The organism is Streptomyces sp. NPDC055078, from assembly GCF_053607985.1.
The window spans coordinates 1-4,192 of record NZ_JBSGUP010000696.1 but is presented as its reverse complement, the minus strand read 5'-3'; the positions used below and the strand labels follow the sequence as shown (position 1 = coordinate 4,192).

Genomic DNA, 4,192 nt, shown 5'->3' with positions numbered 1-4,192 from the left:
CCCGGTTGACGGCCCGCAGATCCAGCAGCAGCGCACCGCCGTCGAGCCCGGGAGCCCCGTCCGGGCGGGGCGCGCGGACATCGGCACCCGTGGTCGGCACGCTCCTCAGGGAGCCCGCGATCCGTACCTTGATGTCCCCGCCGGGCATCGGTACGTCGATCACCGAGCCGACCTTCGCACCGCTCGACGCCAGGAACCGCTCGCTCGCCAGCGCGGCCGGTACGGCGGGCGCGGTCCGCCGGGCGACCGCCCGGACGGTGACCCGGCGCTCGCTGCCCCAGGGATCGTCATAGACCGACTTGCCCGTGTGGTAGCGGATGTCGAGCGCCACCTTCGCCGACGAGCCGGCGGCGGTGACCTCGGGCGCGGCCTCGCTCGCGTCCCCCGGAACGGGCTGCGGGTCCGGGGTCGCCCGCGCCTCCCAGGCCACGCCCTCCGGTACGGTGACCGCCCGCTCCGCACCGGCCGCGCCGACCGACCGCAGGGTGTCGATCGTGAACCGCTTGGGCGCGATCCGGTCCGGGCGCCCCTCCTCGTCGAACTCGACCGCAGTCAGCGCCAGCGGCCCGGCCGGCCGGCCCGCCGGGGCACCGGCGGCCTTCGCCAGATCCACGGTCACCGGGCGCCGTCTGCCGTCCGCCTCCAGAGTGTCCAGCTGAATCCGGTACGGCACCTCGAAGCGGTCCTCGAAGACGAGAGTGGCCCTGGTGCCCGGCGTCCCGGAACGGCTGTCGGCGGCGGGAGTCGCGTGCGGCCCGCCGTAGGCCGCACGCAGCGTGATACCGAGCACGAGCCGCGCCGTGTCCTCGGGCAGCGGGATCCCCGGCCGGGCCGTCCGGGGCGGGCGCAGGGCGGCGACGAGCCGCTCCGGGCTGCCGTTCCCCAGGTCCCGCCGGAGCCGCAGATCCCGGGCGGCGAGCCCGGTGTCGAGTGCCAGTACGGTGGCCTGCCTGCCGCCCGAGAGCCCCATGTCGGCGCGGGCCGCCGGAACCGCCGACCGGACGCCCGGCACCCCGTCGTACACCCCGCCCTGCCCGAACTGGGGGGTACCGCTGCTCAGCACCCGTACCGGAGCACCGGATCTGAAGTCGGCCTGGTCGTCCTGCGAACGGTCCCACGACGCGCCCTGGCCGATCGCCAGCATCCCCATCGCGACCGCGAGCACCAGCAGCAGCACCGGGCCCGCGCCGCGCAGCGGGCGGCGGCTGAACTGCCAGCCGGCGAGGGAGCCGGTCAGCCCCCGGCTCCGGGCCGCGCGCCGCTCGGCGAGCCTCGCGGCGGGGGGCAGCAGCCGCAGGGCGAGGACGGTACCGGCGAGCAGCGCCAGCGCGGGTGCCACCACGAGCAGCGGATCGATACCCAGCCGCCCTTCGCGGTCGCCGCTGAGCGCACCGCTGCCGGAGGTGCGCCGGTCGAGCTGCCAGTACGCGACCGCCGCGACCGCGAGCAGCGCCAGATCGGCACCGGCCCGCAGCGGCGCGGGCAGTGCGCGGGCCCGGCCGCCCGGCGCACGCGCGGCGGTCAGCGCGGGGACGACGACGGCCGCCGCACACGCCAGCGCCACCGCCGCGCCCACCAGCAGGACCTCGGCCGTCAGCGTGGTGTCGACCCGCACCCCGATCCTGGCCAGCGGCCCCCGCTCGGTCAGCAGCCGGGTCAGCGGACCCGCGAGCAGCGGCGCGCACACGGCGGCGGGCAGCGCGAGCAGCAGCGCCTCCAGCGCGGCGAGAGACGCGATCCGGCCCCGGGACGCGCCCCGGGCCAGCAGCACCCGGGTCTCGCCCGCCCGCTCCGTACTCAGCAGCCGGGCGACCAGCAGCAGCGCGTACGCGGCGAGCAGGACCAGCTGCAGCGAGACGATCAGCAGCGTCCCCCGCGACACCAGCAGCGCCCGCTCCAGCCGGTCGAGCACCGTGGGCAGCGAGGTGCTCGCCACCACACCGCTCTTCAGCGACGGCTGGGCGCTCACCAGCTTCTGGCCGTTCTTCGCGGCGGTCCGCAGCGCGCCGATCCGGTCGGTGCGGAGCGTCCCGAAGTCGGCGGTGGCCAGCCAGGACTGTTTCGCCCGGCTGACGCGGCCGGAGCCGAGGACGGTCCCGTCGGTGAGCAGCGGCCCGTAGGTGGTGAAGACGTCCTTGCGCACCCCGCGCCCGGCCAGCGCGTCCAGCCGCCAGTACGGATCGCTCCGGTCCACCGGCCGGTAGAGACCGCTCACGCGCACCCGGGCCTGGGGGCCGCCCAGCCGGTCGGTGAGGGTCAGCACCCGGGGGCCCGGGACGAGTTCGAGCTGCCGCGCGGCGTCCTCGGGGAGGGCGACCTCGATCACCGAACCCGCATGGTCGGCCTGGTCGGCCGACGGCCAGCCGCCCGCCGTCAGCCGGACCCGGGAACGGTCCATGACGGCGAAGGCGGTCAGATCCGGCTCACCCTTGCGCGCGGCGGCCGGCTGCAACGCACGCGGCAGGGCGTACGGCCCCGAGTGGTCGAACTGCCGCAGGGTGACCGGCAGCCCGTCGAACGCCTGCCGCGCGCCCCGCCGGGCGTCCCGGGTGGCGGCGGCGCGGTCGGCACCGGGAGTCTCCGACGTGATGATCAGCGCGGCGGCCGAGGCGTCCCTGGTCCGCAGCGCGTGCCGCAGCCCCGCGTCCCCGACGGACCCCGCGAACGCGGTCAGCGTCGCCAGCACGGCCGTGGTCAGCAGTACGGCGAGCAGCGCGGCCGTGAGCAGCAGCCGGTGCCCGCGGGCACGGAGAAACAGAAACCCCGCCACCTGCTGCCCCCTGATGTTCCCCGCGGTCCCCTGACGCACGTCACCGGAAAGGTGTACGTCCCCTGAAAGATCTTTCCGAACGGGATGCTTTCAGAGGACCCGCGCTAAGGAAAGGGGTTCAGGTGAAAGGAGATACGGGTGGTACCTCGGCCCGGCACCCGCGCCCGCGCGCCGGGCTCCGGGCGCACCGCCACCGCGGTCCCAGGGCCGGCCTCGGGGCTTGTCCGGGCAGCGGATCGGTCCTTGTCCGGGCTCATCGGTCCTTGTCCGGATTCTCCCCGGGCACCTGGGTTCCCGGCACGGGTTGCGCGGTCGCCGGAGCACAGGAGAACATGCCGCCATGGGGGAGACGGAGCGCCTAGGGCCCCAACAGGCCGAGAACGAGGGCGAGTTCATCATCGCTCTGAAGCAGCTCAAGCAGCGCTCGGGTCTGACATACCGGCAGTTGGAGCAGCGGGCGGCGGCGCGGGGCGAGACGCTCCCACGCAGCACCCTCGCCAACGTCCTGTCCTCCAAGGCCAAGCTGCGCCCGGAACTGTTGACCGCATTCGTCCGGGCATGCGGCGAGGACGAACGGGCAGCGGAGTGGCTGGCAGCCTGGGAAGCCCTTACGGCACGGGAAGCCCTTGCCGCACGGGACGCCACTGCCGAACGGGATGCGCCGGCCGTACGGGACGCCTTGGGCGTACGCGACGGATCGGCCGTACCGGACGCCACTGCGCCCGATGCCGATCCGCCCAGCAGCTCGGGCGGCCCGAGCCGTGGCCGCCCACCGAGGGTTCGGAGGTGGCTGCTCGCTTCGCTGGCTGTGCTGTTGCCGGTGTGCGTGACCGCCTGGGTGGTGCTCGCACCGGGCGAACAGGACGGAAGCGAAGACAAGGACCGTCTGCCCGGGGGCCGGGTACAGATCCGACCCGTTCTGTCGCCGACCCTCTGTCTGACCGACGGCCGTGTCCCCGGGTACGAGCCCCTGGTGGCCGTCCAACGGCCCTGCGGCGAGACCGCACCCCAGGAAACCCTGCTTGAGTCACTCGGCGGAGACGAATACCGCATTCGCTGGTTCCATCCCGACCACGGCAAAGCCTGTCTGAAAGCACTGCGCGGAAAACCCGCTGACGGACTCCTGGAACCCTGGGAAGCCTGCGACCAGACCAGCCGGTTCCACATCACTCCCTACGGCCCCGACGGCAGCCATCAATTCGTGCTGCGCGTGAATGGCCAGGGCTGCGTGGCCATCCAGGGCGCCAAGACCACCGAGGGAGCCGCCGCGCTGATGGAACCCTGCACGAACAAACGCAGCCACGTCTTCACCATCGAACCCGCCCCCTGACCGACACACGCATCTCCTCGGGCTCGCGGCTCCGGGAGCTCACATCAAGCCTGTCCGGCGTTTGAGGACGGCCTGGGTGAGCAAATCAAGCC

At 74.2% G+C, this 4,192-nt stretch carries 2 protein-coding genes; one reads left to right on the top strand and one right to left on the bottom strand.

Features of this window, described 5'->3' with window-relative positions; translation table 11 throughout:
• On the bottom strand, positions 1 to 2,770 hold a 2,770-nt coding region (locus tag ACWF94_RS34985), incomplete at its 3' end, for an FtsX-like permease family protein (RefSeq protein WP_453498070.1).
• Positions 2,771 to 3,110: 340 nt separating this feature from the next.
• Here ACWF94_RS34985 and ACWF94_RS34980 point away from each other — a divergent pair.
• Positions 3,111 to 4,100: an RICIN domain-containing protein gene (locus ACWF94_RS34980; protein ID WP_453498067.1), complete on the top strand. Its 990-nt coding sequence runs from the start codon at positions 3,111 to 3,113 to the stop codon at positions 4,098 to 4,100.
• The last annotated feature ends 92 nt before the right edge of the window (positions 4,101 to 4,192 follow it).

What these genes read in the sequence shown, in the direction of transcription:
- ACWF94_RS34980 (WP_453498067.1), top strand. Translation starts at nt 3,111, where the DNA reads ATGGGGGAGACGGAGCGCCTAGGGCCCCAACAGGCCGAGAACGAGGGC.